This window comes from Ekhidna sp., assembly GCF_040223195.1.
Classification (GTDB): Bacteria; Bacteroidota; Bacteroidia; order Cytophagales; family Cyclobacteriaceae; genus Ekhidna.
On the sequence record NZ_JAVKDX010000022.1, the window covers coordinates 514359 to 533801 of the forward strand.

Consider the following 19443-nt stretch of genomic DNA (forward strand, 5'->3'; position numbering starts at 1 on the left):
GGTTTCAATTTCTTGATGGATCAACTTATTTAATTAGCATGCCATTCGCTCTGGCTTTTTTCAGCACAGAGGTGATGCCATTTTTGTTGATTGTTCTTAGCGCCGAAGTAGAAACCTTCAACGTGATCCACTTGTCCTCCTCAGGAATGTAGAAACGCTTCTTTTGAAGATTCGGATTGAACCTTCTTTTCGTTTTAATATTTGAGTGAGAAACGTTGTTTCCTACTTGTGGTCTTTTACCGGTTATCTCGCAAACTTTTGACATCTTTCTCGTCCGTTTTCAAAAATGGAGTGCAAATATCGGGATTTCAACCCAATATGCAAACTATTGCTTCACATTTTCATGATTAAATGGGCAGTGTAAGCACCCACTCCCACAACAATAGCCTCTTTTCAAATGATATTTTTCAGTAAACACTAGCAAGCCCTGCTTGTTAATATAGTAATCCTCCGATTCCAAATCCCCTTTCAATTGCGCCTCAGTGCTTAAATTGTTAATCTTGTAACTAGAATTAAACGGCAAAACTATGATAGAAAATAATACGCTAACGAGTGAAGACCTAATAAAACTGGAAGACAAACATGGTGCACACAATTATCACCCACTTCCGGTAGTATTGGCAAAAGGAGATGGAGTGCATGTCTGGGATGTGGAGGGAAAGCAGTATTATGATTTTCTTTCGGCGTATTCTGCTGTCAATCAAGGCCACTGCCACCCGGCAATAGTTGGAGCGATGACCCGACAAGCCGAAACCTTGACGCTTACTTCCAGAGCCTTTTACAACGATGTGCTGGGGCCTTACGAGAAATTCATCACCGAATATTTTGGTTTCGATAAGGTACTACCCATGAATACCGGAGCTGAGGCTGTGGAGACTGCAATAAAACTGTGCAGAAAGTGGGCTTATGAGAAAAAAGGAATCGATGAAAATAAAGCACAGATCATCGTTTGTGACAATAACTTTCATGGTAGAACAACAACTATTGTATCCTTTTCAAATGATCCTGTGGCTAATAAAAACTTTGGCCCGTACACTCCAGGCTTTATCCGAATTCCATACAATGATCTAAACGAACTAGAGCGCGCTATCCGGGGAGAAAATGTAGCTGGGTTCCTTGTGGAGCCTATCCAGGGAGAAGCAGGGGTTATGGTGCCAGATGAAGGCTACATCAGGAAGGCAAAAGAAATCTGTGAAAACCATGGCGTCCTTTTCATTGCCGATGAGGTACAAACAGGAATTGGGAGAACCGGTGCATTGCTAAGAGTTTGTGGTGATTGTACATGCGAAGGTCATTGTGAAAAGCAGGCCACCTATACTCAACCAGATATTTTAATACTCGGAAAGGCCCTTTCAGGAGGTGCATATCCTGTTTCGGCCGTGTTGGCAAACAATACGGTAATGGAGGTGATTAAACCGGGACAACACGGTTCTACGTTTGGCGGCAACCCGGTAGCAGGAGCTGTTGGTATGGCGGCACTAAATGTTATTAGGGATGAGAAACTCACACAGAATGCCCGCAGGCTTGGTGAAGTTTTCAGAGATCGCATGAACAAGATGATTGAAAAATCAGATTTGGTGGCGCTGGTGAGGGGAAAGGGTTTGCTAAATGCCATAGTAATCAATGATGAAGAGGACAGTTCTACGGCCTGGGATATTTGCGTTCAGCTCAAAGAAAATGGGCTGCTGGCCAAGCCAACACATGGAAACATCATCCGATTTGCCCCTCCACTGGTAATGACCGAAGAGCAGCTTCATGAATGCTGTGATATCATCGAAAAGACCATTACGGAGTTTGAAAAATAGGTTTGATCGAAAAGACTTAGATAAGCGAATGGCATAGTCATTCGCTTTCTTATTTTTAACCTATGCGACCGCACATGGTTATATGTTTTTTGTTGTTTGTTGTGCAAAATGGCTTTTCACAAAAAGCCGAAATAGACAGCATCAAGACAGAGCTACTCCATCAGAAAGGTTATGAAAAAGTAGCTTCACTGAACGAGCTTTCCTGGTACTATAAGAATTTCAACGTAGATAGTGCTCTCATTTTAGCCAACCAGGCACTAGAAATCAGCCTGGAAATAGATTCGAAAAAAGCCATAGCCGCTTCTTATAATAGCCTGGCAAGTGCTCTTGAGGCAAAGGGCAAATTAGACTCAGCGTTGATTCTCCATCAGCGATCTCTTTCCATCAAAAAAGTTTTGAACGACACACTCGAAATAGCCAATTCCTTAAATAATATTGGGATTGTTTATGATGAACTTGGTAAGTATAACCTCTCCTTGGAATGCTATTTTCAAGCGTTGAAACTTTACGAAACAATCCCTGATCAGCACTTTAAGCGTGCTATGGTTTTAGGTAACATTGGCATAGTTTATAAAAAGCAAAAAGAGTATCCAAAAGTTCTGGAATACTATCGACAGGCGCTGGAAATCTACAAGGAAATTGATTCTGATTTTGGTAAGATGGTCATGATGGGGAATCTGGGAAGCGTTCTGATTCAGACTAAGAATTATGAAGAATCTATTCTATACTCATCGGAAGCAATGCAAGCATACGCGAAAGCTGGTTATAACAGATATGTCCCGTACATGAAATGCAACCTGGGGATAGCGTATGATAGTCTTGGAGAAGCAAATAGGGCTCGCCAGTATTATCAGGAAGCAAAAGATGCATTTAGAAAAGATGAAAATGAGTATGAATTATCGAATGTGATGGTTCTGCTGGCCGCCAATTACAACAAGTTTGGTGAATTTGGCAATGCACTTGAAGCCGCACAAGAAGCACTAAAAGTTTCCAGAAAGGTTGCTGCCCTGGAGTTTCAGTCATCAGCTCTCAATCAGATATCCAGGGCTTTGGCAGGGCTTGGAAAATATAGGGAGGCATACCATACACTAAACTCTCAAAGGGTTTTAAATGACTCCCTTTTCGAGGAGAACAAAACGAAACAAATTTTTGAGCTTCAAACCCAATACGAAACCGAGAAGAAAGAACAGCAAATCGCTCTTCAGGAAGCTCAAATATCAGAACAAGAAGCCGAAATTGAGCGAAATCAAATTTTGTTGGCTGCCTCCGTATTAGCAATCATTCTGATCATTTCACTAGCCCTTCTTCAGCGAAGCAGACTTAGAAAAAAACAGCAATTGAAACTTCGGGAAGCTCAGCTCAGAGCAAGGGAATCAGAAATCAACGCCACCATCTCATCGCAAGAGAAAGAGCGAGCCAGGTACGCACGCGATCTTCATGACGGGTTTGGTCAGATGATCTCCATCCTGAATATGAACCTCAAAAATCTGAAGGGAAGCCCTAAACCGGACGATAGACAAAAGGTTTTTGAGGAATCGTCCAAGGTGATAGATGAAATGTATGGCGAACTTAAAAACATCTGCTTTGATCTGATGCCGCAAACGCTCATCAAGAATGGATTGGAAAGTGCACTCAAAGAATTTACAGATCGCATAAACAATGTTGGGAAGATTTTCATTGAGCTGAATGTATTTGGCCTTGAACAGCGACTTAAGGAAATCCAGGAAATATCTCTTTATAGAATCACACAGGAATGGATCAATAACATTCTCAAATACTCGGATGCACAAAGAGTCACCCTTCAGATCACCGGGGACGAAGAAGAAATCACGCTGCTAATTGAAGACGATGGCGCAGGTTTCAACAAGAATTTGCTTGTCAACGGAAAAGGCAATGGTTGGAAAAACCTGAACACCCGCACCAATCTTATAAAAGGGGAACTAGTACTTGAAACAGAGGAAGGGAAAAGGGGAAACACCCTGATTCTCAATGCCCCAATGATGATGTCTTCAATCAAAGAACGGGTACAAATCGAGGACTTCTCCGATCAGCAAGCTGAGTAACTAATCCCTGTCCTCAATAATATATCTTGGGCCATCGGCCGTCGAAATCTGCTTCTCTTCTTGACTATTGCTACCAGATGCACTTAATATTGAAAGTGCTAAACCTAGAAAAAGAGTAGGAATTGTATTCATTTTGGTACTTAAATTAGATTCCTAAAAATAACCCTTCCGATGCAAATTCGATTTATCACCATTTTTCTAATCCTATCAATCAATGTCTTTGGGCAGAACGAAAACCATGAATTCGACGCTTTGAAAAAGGCCTCATTTTCTAATCCTGATTCAGTCATTCAATTATCCAGAGTCAGATTGGAAAATGTGAGCCTTAGCGAGGAAAACAGAGCATATTATCATTTATTGATTGGTATTGCAAAAAGAAATAAGGGTGATTTCAAGTCAGGAATCGAATCATCTGATAGCGCGATACTGTTTTCAGACTTAAGAATAGTAGAAGCAAATTCTTACCACAATAAAGCAGTTTGCTATCGGTTTTTGGGAGAGTATGATTCCGCAATCACGTATAATCTAAAGGCCCTTAAAATATATGAGGCAGAAGGTGATACACGAGAGCAGGCAATCGTTTTGAACAGCCTTGGGGTTGTCAATATGAAATCAGGTGACTATGAGCGAGCACTGTATTACTATAACAAGACACTCAAATTAAACTCTGGCACTGATATCGACAACTATTCTGATGTCCTTAACAATATTGCCATCATTTACGCCAACACTGGAAAGTTGGATTCATCGGAGGTTTATTTCCGGAAATCCCTCAATTATGAGCTAGAGGTTGATAACCTCAAAGGCATTAGCGCCGGCTACAACAATCTTGGCGCATTAAAATATTACAAAGACAATCTGGACAGTTCCATTTTCTATTTTCAAAAATCCCTGCAAATCGACAAAAAGCTAGGCGATAAACAAGGGATACCTGCCGTAATGGGAAACATTGCTGAAGTAGCCGTTCAAAACAGCAATTACGCTCTTGCGGAAATGTATCTCGATAGCAGTATACAGCTAAGTAGAGAAATCGGCAGCAAAAGAGACCTGGAAAATGCATACCTCAACAAGGCTGGCCTTTATCAATCCAAAGGCGATTTTGAAAAGGCATTCGATCACCTGGTGATATCTAAAGCATATGCCGATAGCCTAATAAGCGAAGAAAAAAATAAGGCCATTGCTGAACTTGAAACCCAATACGAAACCGAGAAAAAAGAACAACAAATCGCCCTTCAGGAAGCTCAAATATCAGAACAAGAAGCCGAAATTGAGCGAAATCAAATTTTGTTAGCTGCCTCCGTATTAGCAATCATTCTGATCATTTCACTAGCCCTTCTTCAGCGAAGCAGACTTAGAAAAAAACAGCAACTCAAGCTGCAGGAAGCCCAACTTCAGGCCAGAGAAGCAGAAATCAACGCTACCATTTCCTCACAGGAAAAAGAGCGGGCCAGATACGCTCGGGATCTTCATGATGGATTTGGTCAAATGATTTCCATCCTGAATATGAACCTGAAAAATCTGGAAGGAAGTCCCAAACCAGACGAGCGTCAGAAAGTCTTTGAAGAATCTTCCAAAGTGATCAATGACATGTATGGAGAGCTAAAAAATATTTGCTTTGATTTGATGCCTCAAACCCTGATCAAGAGTGGACTGGAAAGTGCCCTCAATGAATTTGTCGATCGCATCAATGCCGCCGGAAAAATATTCATCGAGCTGAATGTCTTCGGACTTGATGAAAGACTCTCAGAAATACAGGAAATCTCCCTTTATCGCATTTCACAGGAGTGGGTCAACAATATTCTCAAGTACTCAGATGCTGATAAGATCACCTTGCAAATCACACGAGACGATGAAGAGATAACCCTTATGATCGAGGACAATGGAGCGGGTTTTGACAAAAACCTCCTCACCTCCGGAAAGGGCAATGGCTGGAAAAACCTGAATACACGAACCAATCTGATCAAAGGTGATCTGGAGCTGGAGACACAGCCAGGTATAAAGGGTACCACACTCATCGTGAACGCCCCATCTCGCATCACAAGTGCAGAAGCAGAAACCGCAGATCAAAATACCGTCAAAATGGTATAGCTACAAAATCATTCCAGCCCCTTCTTTGACTTAAATTTTAAAAGGCCAAGGGAGAACCGAATGAATTTACTATCTTTCATTAGTAGAGAGAAAACCTCCAGAATGAAAATATTCCTAACCGATGACCATGCCATCCTCCTGGGTGGTCTTATTAAAATTCTTTCTGCCGAAGACGACCTGGAAGTGGTTGGTTCTGCAGGCTCGGTTCGGGAAACACTCGACCTCCTTACACAAAAAAATGTAGACCTCCTTATCACTGATTACAACCTCCCGGATGATGATGGACTGACACTTGTTCGCAGGGTAAAACAGAAATACCCTGACATTAAAATCATAGTGCTAAGCATGCATGATGAGGCCCACTTGATCAAGGAAATCCTAAAAGAAGGCATCAACGGCTATATCCTGAAAAAGGACTCACATGAAGAATTGGTGAGTGCGGTAAGAGCTGTAAAAAATGATAAAGTATACCTCAGCTCGGACGTAAACACCATGCTTATGAAAGGGTTGAACGGTACCGAAGAACAAAAACTTCTGACAGATCGGGAGCGGGAAATCCTCAAGCTCATAGCAAAAGAATTTACCAACAAGCAAATGGCCGAAGAGCTCTTCATTAGTGAGCGAACAGTGGAAACACACCGCAAAAACATCTTCAGAAAGACCGGCACAAACAACCTGGTAGGCCTTATCAAATTCGCCTACGCAAACAATCTTATTTAGCAATCATCTACGGGTTTCACGGTATATAAATATCCCCTCGTGAGTGGATTACTTCAGATGGTTTATTCGTCAAACTTTGGTTTATAAAAATTAACCGCGAATAAACTTCGATCTGACATGAAACATTTATTAAAAACTATTCTAAGCCTGACACTGCTTGCAGTATTTAGCCAGGCACAATCCCAGGATGCCCTTTGGCAGCTGGATTTTGACAGTGAGGTGGAATGGAACAGCATTACCGAAAGCGGCATTTTGCTGGTCGGCACGAGCGACTTCAAACTTCATGGTGTAGACAGCCGCGATGGAAACATCCTCTGGTCTAGCGAGGCATTCGAACAGGCCAAAAAAATGAAGGGCGCAGACGGTAAAAAAGTAGAGGCAAAATACGCCTTTGAAAACTTCATTCGTGTATTGCAGGATGATGAGTATCCGGAAGTATCTGACTACATCGAGCTGAAATTTACCGACGGATATCAGTACAGACAGTATGCCGTGATCAACATCCAAACTGGGGAAGAAGTGATCAGCCCGAAAATTGCTGAAATGCCAATCGTAAAAGTTCCGTTTTTCGGAGAGATGGCCCAATTCAACTACAATGGGACAGGCTACATTTCTGACCTAAGAATGGTTATTATGTCCTGCAATTTCCAGGATTACACTAAGAAAGGGGCTCCATTTATTACTATGACAAAAATGGTAGATCTGCTCTCTCAGAAAATCATCTGGACAAATGAAGAGATTGCCGTAAACGGCTTTCCAGCAATCCTCGAAGATGGAGATATAGTGCTTCCAGGCACCACTCAAATTGCCAAAATGGATCCTAAAACAGGAGCAGTAAAGTGGAAATACAACACCAGTGAGAAAAATCAGACCTTTGAAAGCTTTGATCTAAGTCTGGATCTTTCTTCGGGTTATTTCTTCGAGAAAAAGAAGAACAATGGTTCACTCTCAGCACTTGACATGAAGACCGGAAAAAAATTCTGGGAGCAGGAGTTAAAACTCAAAGAAGTGCCTGTAATGTCTGCCGTAAGAGATGGCGTGGTGGTGATCGATGACAAGTGGTTTACCATGTACGATCTGAAAAACGGTAGCGTGAAATGGGAAGTGAAAAAGATCGACGGATACATTGTAGACCTTGGTGATAAAGGCATTCTTGCTACCTCCAAAGACAAGCAGCTAATGCTTATCAATAGAAACAATGGCTCAGTAATCTGGGATCAGAAAATCAAAGGAATCAACATTGATCAGATTGCCGCTACTGGTGTGATGTATTCGGACGACAAAGGAAGATTAGGCTACATCCAGTTTGATGGTGAGCTGATCTGGGACAAAAAAGGAATGCTCGAAATCCCTTCATTGAGATACAAGCCCGAGCTTACCAAGGAGCTGATGGTTATCGACGGAGACCTATTTGAAGTAGACCTTCTTACGGGAGATTACAAGGTACTTCACAAAGGCCTTTCAGATAAATTTAAAGGAGATGATGCTGCACCATCAAGTGTTCAGCTAGTAGCAGGCGGATATCTTTTCAGCGATGACAACAACCTGGTAATGTTGGAGCAAGATGGTTCGGTAAGATTCAACAAGTACTGGGAAGCGCCGGGGTTGAGCCTAGCTGCGAAGATCGCATTGCGGGCAGCACAAGCTTCTGTGATGGCCATGGGCGCAGCTTCGCAAATGAAGTCTTCCCAGATCGCTGCTAATTCTTACTATGGAGCAAACGACTACTACAGTAAAATGTACGCACAGCAAGCCGAAGATCTTTTCAATGCAGCCAGCATGGTCGGATCAGAGGCGAAGAAAAAATTTAAAGCTTCTGTAACCAAAGGAGATATTCGGATGATCCTGACTCGGGTAGGGGAAGGTGGCCAGGGCAAAAGTTCCGGTCTGGTAAAAGTAGACCGAAGAACAGGTGACGAGTTGGGCACCCTCCAGCTTGGAGACAAAGAGCCACTCTACGACTATGACCCGGTTTCCGGTCAGGTGTTCTTCAAGTCTGACAAAAAACAAATCATTAGTTATAGTTTTTAATTTTCAAATGGTTCGGCGATCAGCTCCTTCGGGCTGATCGCTTTTTTATCTACTAACCATTACAACTATGAAAAACGCACTATCCCTCCTTCTGATTCTTTCTCTCAAAATTGCCTTTGGTCAGGGTGAACTCATCATCCGGCAAGGCCACACCGCAGGAATCAACATGGTGCAATATTCACCAACAGGCAAGTATATCTACTCTGCAAGTGACGACAAGTCCATCAAAATGTGGGATGTGCAGACAGGCATTGATGTCAACACGCTTAATGCTCATGAAGCACCTGTCAACTCAATCCATCTATCTGATGATGGTAAACTGCTGGTAAGTGCGGATCAAGCCGGTACAGTCATTCTTTGGGATGCGATTAGTGGTGAAGTAAAGACAAAAATCTCTGCTCACATTGGCTCTGCAAACACGGCTAAACTTTCAAAAGACGCCTCCACCATCATCACAGGTGGCGAAGATGAAATTCTGAAAATATGGAATCTGGAAGGTGACACCATTAAAACCATCAAAGGGTTCACCGCTCCGATCATGAATCTGGCGATTTCTCCAAATGGAGATAGAATTGTTACGGGTGGAGGAAAGAATAATGGGGTGGAAGTCAAACTGATCGATCCTGAAAAGGGGCAGATTCTGGCTGATGCACTGGACAATGTGAAAGGGTCAGGTGCTGCAATTGCCTACACCAAAGCAATTATGACCGGGTTTGCAGTGATCGGGAATGTAGCCAACGGACGAGTAGGAAAAGATATGACCACCATCTTCGTGATGACCTACTCCAACATTCAGTTTACCAATGATGGAAAACGAATCCTCTTCTCACAAAACATTTTTACCCCATTCATTGCCGAGAAAGGTGAAGAAGAAGAAACCGGAAATGCCAGTGTTTCACTCATAGAGCTTAGTGACGATCGTCAATCGTTTGGAGAAGTTTCCAAGCCCATCAGGTGGCAGCTTAACAACCCTCGTGGGGTGGCAATTTTAAGTCAGGACGAAACCAAAGTAATTGTGAATGAGGAGCGATCCATCAAAGTCTATGACATTGAAAATGCAGACTTTCCGGAACCGGGCAACAAAGAAGCAGTAAACTATGTGCCTCCGGTTGTCAAAGAAATCAAAAACATCACCCGAAATACCAACTGGCTGGCATTGTCACCAGACTACCGGACCATCGTCACGTCCGATCAGAAAAGACAGCTTAAGCTCTGGGATTATGAGACCGGCAGAAAAATCCGGGACATGGAAGGATATGTACAACCCGCACTTGCAGTGGATGTTTTGCCAGATGGAAAACACATTTTGGTAGGCTCACTAGATAGGGACATGACCATGTGGGATATTACCACGGGCACCCTGGTCAGAACATTCGACCGGTCTTCAGACATCAATCACATCGACGTTTCGAAAGATGGAAAATACATGGCTACCTCTGCGGTTAATACATCTTTCATGAAAATCTGGAACTTCAGCACGGGCAGACTGTACAAGACCCTGAAGGAGAAGAAAGACAACATCATTTGGGTTAAATTCAACCCGGAGGATGAAGACAAAATCTGGGCACTGACAGATACTGATGAACTCAGCGAGTGGTCCATTACTGATTTCAAAAGCAAAAAATATAAAGCTGACTATCGCATACTGGAGGACAAGTACAAGCATGGAGATTATTCCATTTCATTTGACGGATACACGGTTTCAATCAAGAAAGGCAACTCAGAAATCATCTCAGACACTCAACAAGGAGTAATAACTGATGCAGTATTTAGCACAGATTCCAGGTTTGCTATCACTACCAATGAGTCAGGCGAAATTTCACTTTACGACTTGATTAAAGCCAAAAAAACCATGAGTTTGGCGCTCATTGAGGAGAGCGGGTTCATTGCCTACACCCCTGATTTTTATTATACCTCATCGAAGAATGCTGCAAAGGCCATTGCATTCAAAGATGGAAATGATGTACTTCCATTTGAGCAACTGGAATTGAAATATAACCGACCAGATATAGTTGCCAAAACATTAGGATATGCGCCGGAAAAGCTCATCGCCTCCTACGAAGCAGCATATCAAAAACGACTGAAAAGATTGGGATTTAGTGAAGGTGATTTGGCTTCCACCATCGAGTTGCCAAAAGTGGATGTAGATATTCTGTCCATCCCGCTGGAGACCAACCAACGAATGCTCACTTTTCAGGCAAAGGCAAGTGACAAAAATCAAAACATCAACCGAATTCAGGTCTACGTCAATGACGTACCTGCGTTCGGATCTAAAGGAATTTCTGTTAACCCTACCACCATGTTGACTAAGGACATTACAATCGAGCTGGGTAAAGGCCTCAACGAAATAAAGGTGACAGCTATCAACAGCAAAGGACTGGAATCGCTTCCTGAGACCTTTGAGGTACAGCTTACTACCGATTTCGATAAGCCGGACCTTTACCTGGTTTCGATTGGTATCTCAGAATATCAGCAATCCCAACACAATCTGGCCTTTGCCGCAAAAGATGCATCTGATATCATTACTGCAATGAAGGGCTCATCCGCGTATGAAAAGGTGGAGGAGAAGCTTATTGTCAATCAAAATGCGACAGATGCCAACATTCTAGCCATCCGAAATTTCATTGAGCAGGCGGGCGTAGATGATGTGGTGATGATCTTCATTGCCGGGCACGGAGTTCTGGATGCCAACTACACCTATTACTTCGCCACCCATAACATGGACTTTAGTAATCCGTCTAGTTGTGGACTTTCCTACGAGCAGTTGCAGGGTCTGATAGATGGAATTAAATGTCGAAATAAACTCTTGATGATGGACACCTGTCACTCAGGTGAGCTGGACGAAGAGGATGTTGAAGAAGCTGAAAAATCAATCTCATCAGTTGGTTCAGTAGCCTTTCGTTCTGCTGGATCAATCGTCAAGCTAAAGGAAAACAGCTTTGGGCTGGACAACACACTGGAACTATCGAAGACACTTTTTGGAGATATGCGAAAAGGGACTGGGGCAACAGTCGTCTCTGCGGCCGGTGGTACCGAGTTTGCAGCTGAAGGTGTGAATTCGAAAAACGGTCTATTCACGAGTTGTCTGATTCAGGGACTTCAAACCAGAAGAGCAGACCTGAATAGAGATCGTGATTATACTGTTTCGGAAATCAGACAATATGTTGGTGAGCAGGTGATCCTGCTGAGCAATGGAAAACAGGTGCCAACCTCCCGGGAAGAAAACATTAAAAACGACTTTAGAATCTATTAATCATGAGATACTTAGTCCTTTTCCTGATACTGATTGCTTTTCAAGGCAAAAGCCAATCGTACACTGTCATCCACATCATTGGGAAAATCTACGATACGCAATCCGGAGCTTACCTGACTAAGGGAACGAAGGTGGAATCGAGTGCGAACCTTCGCTTCGATTCCGATGGTGCCCGTGCTGCTGTTTTGAGCTCATCGCAAGGTCGGTTCGTCATCCAGCAAAACCAAAGTACAGGTTCCCAAAGTGATATAGTTTATGCGTTGACATCTGTGATTTCGCCTGTGAGAGGAAGGTTGAGTACTCGAGCGGGATCTACCAATAACGCTCTGGATTTTCAGAAGCACTTCAATGAAGGCACCATTGCCTTACTTGGAAAATCCTATCAGGTAACCGTTTCACCGAGTACATTTCCTATGTCTGAATCTCAATTCTTTTATGCGCAATATCAGTATAACAATGAGACCATTAACAAAAAAGTGGGAAACGATGAAGACAATCTGGTCATTGACCTGAACGCATTCTTCTCAATCGATGGAAATGCCATTGATCCATCCCAGGTCACAAATGTGAAGCTCTACTACTACGACGTGAGTAAAGGTTCTTCCAAATTCATAACTGATATGGATATCACTTTCGTGACAAATGAAACCTTGAAATCGTTGGCTGGAGAATTTGAAGAAAACGTCGCTGAGTCAATCACCAAGATCATTAACTCCATCTACGGAAAATGCACCACAGAACAGGTGGAGCAGGCTTTGGCTGAGCTGTAAGCAAAATGAAAAAAGGGACTCTCATATCGCTCATTTGCATCAACATCCTAGCGATGATAGTGTTCACTTTTTACCTGATGAAACTCCCATGGCTGGCGAGTGATGAAAAGTTTTTGATCTGGAGTACCACAGTCATGGATTTCTCTAGTCGTGATATGCCTGACTCCAAAGACTATGCACTGATAAACACTTCCTATGATCTTCAGCTAATCGATCGCTATGATGAGTTTGGCTTCCCGGTTGGCAATCAGGCTATCACAGATCGTCAAAAGCTAGCACAGTTACTTCATGTAATCAATGCGGGGAATGAAAAACCTAAATACATCATCATCGATATCCATTTTGTGGATTCTTCCGCATTCGATGATGAACTGCTCACAGCATTAAAAATACTTGACAATGTCATCTTATCTGCACACATCAATGATTTCGGTGAGCTAGAAAAACCAATTTTCGACATCAATTATGGCATTTCGGATTACCTGATCGGAAGTGCATTTGATGGGGTGTATAAGTATCAGCTTGTTTACAATGACAGTTCCAAGTTACTTCCATTAAAAGTGTATGAATCCCTGAGCCAGACGCAAAGCGATAAAGTTGGCCCGTTCATCCGACTGGGTGATCAATGGACCATGAATAATTTCATCATGAACTATCGCATCCTGCAAAAAGACATTTACGATCAGGAGGCCGGGTTCAATCCGGTAAGTCTAGGGGAGTTGTTGTATCTCACTGATGAAGACATTCAGGATTTTGTTGCTGGTAAAGTTGTGGTGATTGGGGATTTCTTTGAAAATGACATGCATGAAACAGTACTGGAAATAACAGCCGGCCCGCTCATTTTGCTCAATGCGTTTTTGACCATCTGGCATGGCGATACGGTGGTCAATATCTGGTTTCTGTTATTGCTAACCGTAGCATTCGGTTATCTCAGCTATCTCGCCTTTGTAGAAGGAGATTTAATCGAAAAGCGGATCAACAAAATCACCAGAGGGAAGTTTACAAAATACCTGGCCGGATTTGCCAGCTATTTTCTGATTCTTTCAATCACTTCGTTGGCAACCTATTGGCTTTTCAATATTCACATCAATGTCTTCTTCATTGCCATTGCTTTCTACCTCACCGATCAGATAGCAGGCTTTTTGATTTATCGAAGGCAATCAAAAACTTGATTCATGAATTTTGGTGAGACTAATTCATGACTGGACCCTGGCGATCTTTCGCTGGGGTTTTTTAGTTGCTCAAGGCGATTTGAGTATTATTGCATTCTCATCTTAATCGAAGATTTATGGCGGACGTAAGACACAACTGGACACTGGAAGAAATCTCTGAAATTTATCATAAGCCCTTAATGGAATTGGTTTTCGAGGCAGCTACCATGCATCGGAAATACCACGATCCAAAGGAAGTACAGGTCAGCAGCCTGATCTCCATTAAAACCGGAGGATGCCCGGAAGATTGTGCATACTGTCCTCAGGCAGCTCGCTACCATACAGATATCAAAGTGCACAAGCTGATGGAAGTAGAAGAAGTGCGAGCGCAGGCCGAGTCTGCGAAAGCAAATGGAGCATCCAGAATGTGTCTTGGAGCAGCATGGAGAGAAGTGCGGAACAATCGCGATTTTGATAAGGTACTGGACATGGTGAAAACTGTGAATAGCATGGACATGGAAGTATGTTGTACACTGGGGATGGTTTCCGAAGAGCAGGCTAAAAAACTAGCTGAAGCAGGACTTTATGCATACAATCATAACATTGATACTTCTGAAGCTTACTATGATGACATTATCAGTACTCGTCAATACGATGATCGATTGAAGACCATCGAAAATGTACGAAAAGCAAAGATTTCCGTCTGTTCAGGAGGAATAATAGGCATGGGAGAATCTGCTGAAGACCGAATGGGTATGTTATTGACGCTTGCCAATATGGATGTTCATCCGGAATCCGTTCCGGTCAATGCGCTTGTCCCTGTAGAAGGGACACCACTTGCTGAGCAACCTCGAGTGGCAGCTCATGAGCTAATTCGGATGATCGCAACTGCCCGACTGGTAATGCCAGCATCTGTAGTGAGACTATCTGCGGGAAGAGAGGGTATGAGCCTGACGGAGCAGGCACTCTGCTTCATGGCTGGAGCCAATTCCATCTTTGCCGGAGATAAGTTGCTGACCACTCCGAACCCGGACTTCAACGACGACAAAGAGATGTTTGATCTGTTGGGACTGGTACCAAGAGAGGCATTCAAGTACGACAAGAAGGAAATAGAAGTTTAATTGAAAAGAGTCTACTTAACTTTTGCTACAATATTTCTAGTAACTCTATTTGTTATCAGACTTTTCGACTATTTGCAAAATCCATTTTTTTATGAGATAATGCTCAAGGAGAACCCGCTAGAATTGTTCTCATCAATTGATCTAGCAATGCCTATTATAATAGCCAATCTCATTATTCACATCAAATATTATGGGATTGGGAGGGGGAATTTTCGTTTTAAGACGAGCAAAATCATTGGCCGATTTATTTTGGGCCTGATTGCATCTTTTTGGATATTGAAGCTGATATTTTTCCTTCTAAACAGAGAAATGTATACATGGGTATATGAATTTTTCATCTTCACCTTCTTGATTCTATTGACTTTGAATCTCCTTAGAAGTATAAGACTGACCAATGCTGTAGAATAATGAACAGCTATCAAAGAACACTTGAAGAAAGAAAAAGGCAGCACCTGCTGCGCACCCTTCCCCTCCCACCAGAGGGGATTGACTTTTATTCCAATGACTCCCTGGGCCTTGCTAAATCTCCCAAACTCCAGGCTGCAATAGAAGAAGAATTAAAAGCCTGTACTCAAAAAAACGGATCTACCGGATCCCGGCTACTAAGCGGAAACACTGAATATGCCGAAAAGGTAGAACAGAAGATCGCCAACTTTCATAATGCTGAAAGTGCTTTGATATACGCTTCAGGCTACACCGCTAATCTGGGACTCATCTCCTCACTCTCCACACGAGACACCACACTGATTTGTGATGAACTCATTCATGCCAGTCTGATCGACGGAGCTCGGCTCGGATATGGAAAAAAGGTCAGATTCAGGCACAATGATCTGGAAGATTTGAGAGAGAAAGTGACATCCACAGAGGGACAAAAAATTGTTATTGTGGAATCAGTTTATTCCATGGATGGCGACATTAGTCCCCTTGCTGAAATAGCAAAAATCTGTGAATCCAATGATGCCATGCTCATTGTAGATGAAGCCCACGCAATGGCAGTTCTTGGAGAGAATGGTGAGGGACTAGTTCAAAAATGGGGACTTGAAAATAAAATCCTTGCCAGAATCATGACGTATGGAAAAGGCCCTGGTATTCATGGAGCAGCTGTGGTCGGCCCACAGTGGCTGAAAGACTACCAGGTGAATTTCTCCCGATCCATGATTTTCTCGACTGCCCCACCGGCTCATCACTATGCTTCCATTGCAGCAATGTATGATCAGCTGAGTGAAATGGATCAGGAACGAAAAAGTTTGCAAGACATGATTCAATATTTCGTCAAAAAGAGAGAAGCCTCTGACGGCAATTGGATCAATTCCCATTCGCAGATTCAAAGCCTGATTATACCCGGAAATGAGCAGGTAGTGCGGCTGGGAAATAAACTTCAGGAAGCAGCAATTAATGCACTTCCCATTCGCAAGCCAAGTGTGGCAGAAGGATCAGAGCGCATTCGTTTCTGTCTGCATTCGTACAACACAAAAGAAGAAATAGATTTGCTGTTCAAAATTATCAATTGAAACTATTCCCCCTTTGAAGGGGGGTGTGAATGGCCATGGGCTGGCAGGGGGATGTTATGAATCAAAAAATCATCGTTGCAGGAATCGGAACTGACACAGGCAAAACAGTAGCCTCAGCAATCCTATGCTCTGCCTTAAAAGCGGACTATTGGAAGCCCGTGCAGGCCGGAGATTTGGACAATACCGATTCGCACAAGATAGCCAGGTGGTCTCCTGATACCTTTATTCATCCGGAAGCCTACCGCCTGACACAGCCCATGTCTCCCCATGCCGCAGCTGCAATTGATCACATTACCATTGAAGAGTCAAAGCTTCAAATACCAGCCACTGAGAATTCATTAATCATTGAGCTGGCAGGTGGTTTGATGGTGCCACTGAGGGAAGATTTTTTAAATATCGACTGGGTAGCCAAAACACAGCTTGCAGTCGTGTTGGTAGCTGACTATTACCTTGGCAGCATTAACCACACGCTTCTTTCCCTGTCTCTTTTAAAAACCAGAAATATTCCTGTAATCGGGATCATCTTCAATGGTGAAAAAAATGAATCTACATTTGATGTGATCATGAAACGATCAGGAGCAAAGTGCCTTTTGGAGATAAATAAAGAAAAGGAAATCACACTTGAAATCATCGCAAACTATGCCGAACAATTCCACCTTTGATCCTACCCTTCTTGATTTCGATAGGGATCATATTTGGCATCCTTATACCTCGTTGACCAATCCGCTACCTACCTATCCGGTGGTTTCAGCAGAAGGTGTTCGATTGAAACTGGCGGATGGCAAAGAACTAATCGATGGGATGAGTAGTTGGTGGACAGCCATCCATGGCTACAATGTTCCCGAACTGAATAAGGCAGCAAGTGAGCAATTAGAAAAGATGTCGCATGTGATGTTTGGCGGCATCACGCATGAGCCGGCTATCAGGCTCTGCAAAAAACTTGTTGAGATCACTCCCAAAGGATTAAACAAAGTATTTCTTGCCGATAGTGGATCAGTCTCTGTCGAGGTAGCCATGAAAATGGCGATTCAGTATCAACACGCTTCAGGGAAGTCTCAGAAAAACAAATTCATGACCATTCGAAGTGGGTATCATGGTGATACCACTGGTGCCATGTCTGTATGTGATCCGGAGGGCGGCATGCATCATTTATTCTCAGAATTTCTGCCAAAACATTTCTTTGTTGATCAGCCGAAAAAGCGATTTCAAGAAAAATACCATGAGGATGAACTCTCTGAACTTGAGCAATTTTTTCGTCTGAATAGCGATAAGTGTGCGGCTTTCATACTGGAACCAATCGTGCAGGGAGCAGGAGGAATGTGGTTCTATTCGCCGGATTATCTTAGGAAAATTCGGGAGCTATGTGATCAACACGATATGCTGTTGATTGCCGACGAAATTGCCACCGGATTTGGACGTACAGGCGAATTATTTGCATGTGAGCATGCCGAAATCAGCCCGGACATCATGTGCGTGGGCAAGGCGCTCACAGGTGGGTATATGACGCTTGCAGCCACCCTTTGCACTACCAAAGTGGCTGAGACCATTTGCAACGGGGAAGCTGGCGTATTTATGCACGGCCCCACCTTCATGGGCAACCCGCTGGCTTGTGCGGTGGCAAACAAAAGTCACGAACTCCTTCTTTCCATGGATTGGAAATCAAAAGTTGATACCATCGAAAAGCAACTAAAACGTGAACTTCTTCCTGCAGCCAATGCTCTTTCAGTCAAAGAAGCGAGAGTTTTGGGGGCCATTGGCGTAGTGGAAATGAACGAACAAGTGGATGTTCCGAAAGCACAGAAATTCTTTGTAGAACATGGTGTATGGATTCGTCCCTTTAGAAATCTCATCTACATCATGCCTCCTTATGTTATCTCAGAGGAAGATTTGCATGAGCTTACTTCCGCGATAGTTGGCTATATTAGTTAGTAGATCTGGCTAATTACCACCATAGCTCATGCCTAAACTAAAATTGCTTTCTATCACATGCATGCAAACGGACGAGTCTGACAAGGATGAAATATATCTGAAGGTTGGTGACCGGAAAATCTGGCCAGTAAAGGAAAAATTCTACCCGATAGATGTAGATGAGCACGTCCCTATCCAACTTGCTTTCAATGTCTCTGCTGTGAAGTGTAAGATTGACCTTTGGGAATACGATTTCATAGGTAAAAACGAAATTTTGGGATCTTTCATTTTCAAATTGGATGAACCAGGGAGTTTTTCTGAGATTATGAGCAATGCGAAAGGGGAAGCTTCCTACATTTTGAATTATGAGATCGCTGATACCAAATGAATCGCATCCTTGCCACCTCTTTCAAAGATGGCCGGCTCAGATGAAAAAAAGTAAATGACTCACACATTATCTAACTGCTTAGTTACTTAATCATTGAAGAGATATACTTGGCAAATTCGGGATCGGATGGTTTTAGTTCTATTTCATTTTCTTTGATTACTCCGTCTGGGCCTACCAATGTATATCGAGGTAGCGTTGTTGATAAAGTAAACGTCTCGCCATCCTGAACAAGAGATAAGTTTAGTCCAAACAGATCATTATCCACCGACCGACCTGCAAAGTAGGATGGAAAGGAAAGGTTTCGTTTAGGCGACAACTTAACCCAGCGTTCCATGGTTGGATCCACAGACACTCCTATGATTTCCAGATTTTCAATGCTGTTCTCTTGTGCATACTGATTAAGTGCCGGTAATTCTTTTATGCAAGGTTTGCATGTCACCGACCAATAGTCAATAAGCACCCATTTCCCCTGATACTTGCTAAAGAAAACCGTATCTCCTTCTAGCGTGATCATCCAGGAATCACTGGATAGCTGTTTCCCATCGGAGTACTTTTCGAATCTTTCCTTACCAGCCTGACTGAATGCTGAAGCACCTACTACTAGCAGTAAGCTTACTATTATAAATGCCCTCAT

The 19443-nt window shown here is 42.9% G+C and carries 16 protein-coding genes; 13 read left to right on the plus strand and 3 right to left on the minus strand.

Going from position 1 to position 19443, the window contains the following annotated elements:
* Positions 1 to 25: 25 nt before the first annotated feature.
* Complete coding sequence (gene rpmB / locus RLN88_RS16020) at positions 26 to 265, minus strand: 50S ribosomal protein L28 (RefSeq protein WP_350222426.1); 240 nt, start codon at positions 263 to 265, stop codon at positions 26 to 28.
* A gap of 60 nt (positions 266 to 325) precedes the next feature.
* Entirely contained in the window at positions 326 to 595 is a 270-nt protein-coding gene (locus tag RLN88_RS16025; protein ID WP_350222427.1) for a C1orf53 family protein, read from the minus strand.
* Here RLN88_RS16025 and rocD point away from each other — a divergent pair.
* The 13 genes from rocD (at position 528) to RLN88_RS16090 (ending at position 18809) form a co-directional block, all read left to right on the plus strand.
* Positions 528 to 1805, plus strand: coding sequence for an ornithine--oxo-acid transaminase (gene rocD / locus RLN88_RS16030; RefSeq protein ID WP_350222428.1), 1278 nt, complete (start codon positions 528 to 530; stop codon positions 1803 to 1805). The two genes, RLN88_RS16025 and rocD, sit on opposite strands and share 68 nt — an antisense overlap.
* A gap of 101 nt (positions 1806 to 1906) precedes the next feature.
* Positions 1907 to 3868 carry an ATP-binding protein gene (locus tag RLN88_RS16035; protein WP_350222515.1) on the plus strand — a complete coding sequence of 654 codons (1962 nt, stop codon included), beginning with the start codon at positions 1907 to 1909 and terminating at the stop codon, positions 3866 to 3868.
* 171 nt (positions 3869 to 4039) lie between these two features.
* Positions 4040 to 5956, plus strand: a complete 1917-nt coding sequence (locus RLN88_RS16040; RefSeq protein WP_350222429.1) for a tetratricopeptide repeat-containing sensor histidine kinase — start codon at positions 4040 to 4042, stop codon at positions 5954 to 5956.
* 102 nt (positions 5957 to 6058) lie between these two features.
* Positions 6059 to 6676, plus strand: a complete 618-nt coding sequence (locus RLN88_RS16045) for a response regulator (protein WP_350222430.1) — start codon at positions 6059 to 6061, stop codon at positions 6674 to 6676.
* 117 nt (positions 6677 to 6793) lie between these two features.
* Positions 6794 to 8707 carry an outer membrane protein assembly factor BamB family protein gene (locus tag RLN88_RS16050; RefSeq protein ID WP_350222431.1) on the plus strand — a complete coding sequence of 638 codons (1914 nt, stop codon included), beginning with the start codon at positions 6794 to 6796 and terminating at the stop codon, positions 8705 to 8707.
* Positions 8708 to 8774: 67 nt separating this feature from the next.
* Positions 8775 to 11960 (plus strand): caspase family protein, encoded by a 3186-nt coding sequence (locus tag RLN88_RS16055; protein ID WP_350222432.1) that lies wholly within the window; start codon positions 8775 to 8777, stop codon positions 11958 to 11960.
* A 2-nt stretch (positions 11961 to 11962) separates the two neighbouring features.
* Positions 11963 to 12730, plus strand: coding sequence for a hypothetical protein (locus RLN88_RS16060; protein WP_350222433.1), 768 nt, complete (start codon positions 11963 to 11965; stop codon positions 12728 to 12730).
* 5 nt (positions 12731 to 12735) lie between these two features.
* A complete protein-coding gene (locus tag RLN88_RS16065; RefSeq protein ID WP_350222434.1) occupies positions 12736 to 13902 on the plus strand; it encodes a CHASE2 domain-containing protein in 1167 nt (388 codons plus the stop codon).
* Positions 13903 to 14018: 116 nt separating this feature from the next.
* Positions 14019 to 15002 (plus strand): biotin synthase BioB, encoded by a 984-nt coding sequence (gene bioB / locus RLN88_RS16070; RefSeq protein ID WP_350222435.1) that lies wholly within the window; start codon positions 14019 to 14021, stop codon positions 15000 to 15002.
* Positions 15003 to 15409: 407 nt separating this feature from the next.
* Entirely contained in the window at positions 15410 to 16513 is a 1104-nt protein-coding gene (locus RLN88_RS16075; protein ID WP_350222436.1) for an aminotransferase class I/II-fold pyridoxal phosphate-dependent enzyme, read from the plus strand.
* 56 nt (positions 16514 to 16569) lie between these two features.
* Positions 16570 to 17175 carry a dethiobiotin synthase gene (bioD, locus tag RLN88_RS16080; RefSeq protein WP_350222437.1) on the plus strand — a complete coding sequence of 202 codons (606 nt, stop codon included), beginning with the start codon at positions 16570 to 16572 and terminating at the stop codon, positions 17173 to 17175.
* The gene (bioA, locus tag RLN88_RS16085) at positions 17153 to 18442 is read left to right on the plus strand and encodes an adenosylmethionine--8-amino-7-oxononanoate transaminase (RefSeq protein ID WP_350222438.1); all 1290 of its coding nucleotides are present in this window, start codon (positions 17153 to 17155) and stop codon (positions 18440 to 18442) included. The genes bioD and bioA overlap by 23 nt, the downstream gene beginning before the upstream one ends.
* A 28-nt stretch (positions 18443 to 18470) precedes the next feature.
* On the plus strand, positions 18471 to 18809 hold the full coding sequence (locus RLN88_RS16090; RefSeq protein WP_350222439.1) for a hypothetical protein: 339 nt from the start codon (positions 18471 to 18473) through the stop codon (positions 18807 to 18809).
* 82 nt (positions 18810 to 18891) lie between these two features.
* Here the strand turns inward: RLN88_RS16090 and RLN88_RS16095 are convergent, their stop codons facing one another.
* Positions 18892 to 19443: a TlpA family protein disulfide reductase gene (locus RLN88_RS16095; RefSeq protein WP_350222440.1), complete on the minus strand. Its 552-nt coding sequence runs from the start codon at positions 19441 to 19443 to the stop codon at positions 18892 to 18894.